The sequence below is a fragment of the Candidatus Symbiopectobacterium sp. NZEC127 genome (assembly GCF_025962675.1).
In the GTDB taxonomy this organism is placed as follows: domain Bacteria; phylum Pseudomonadota; class Gammaproteobacteria; order Enterobacterales; family Enterobacteriaceae; genus Symbiopectobacterium.
Window position 1 is genome coordinate 1 of record NZ_JAGFPG010000061.1, and the last position, 580, is coordinate 580.

Sequence of the window (580 nt, forward strand, 5' to 3'; positions counted from 1 at the left end):
ATGCCGATATTGCCCAGCAGCAGTTGGATCATGGCTGCGGCACGGATAATCTGTGCGCCGTTGGTGTGGTGTGTCCAACCCAGCGCGTACATGAAGGTCGCGGTTTTATCGGGGGCGCTGGTTTCTGCCAGAGAGCGGCAGATCTCTTCGTAATGGTGCGCTGGCGTACCGCACAGGGAAACCACCATTTCAGGCGTGTAGCGAGCAACGTGGTTTTTCAGCAGGTTCCAAACGCAGCGCGGATGCGTCAGCGTCATGTCGCGTTTGGCGAAGCCGTTGGCATCCAGTTCATAGTTCCAACTGGTTTTGTCGTACTGGCGGGCATCCGCATTATAACCGCTGAACAGCCCTTCATCGAATCCGAAATCTTCACGCACGATCAGGCTGGCGCTGGTGTAAGACTTCACGTATTCGTGCTGAATTTTATCATGGGTGATCAGGTAGTTGATAATCCCCAGCAGGAACGCAGCATCAGAACCTGCCCGGATCGGGGCATAGAGATCGGCCACGGCGGCGGATCGGTTAAAGCGCGGGTCCACCACGATCAGCTTGGCGTCGTTATGGGTTTTCGCTTCGACCG

At 56.2% G+C, this 580-nt stretch carries 1 protein-coding gene; it reads right to left on the reverse strand.

The window, feature by feature from the left end:
• The coding region (locus tag J5069_RS23925; RefSeq protein WP_264646137.1) for a molybdopterin-dependent oxidoreductase at nucleotides 1-580 on the reverse strand (580 nt) is incomplete at both ends.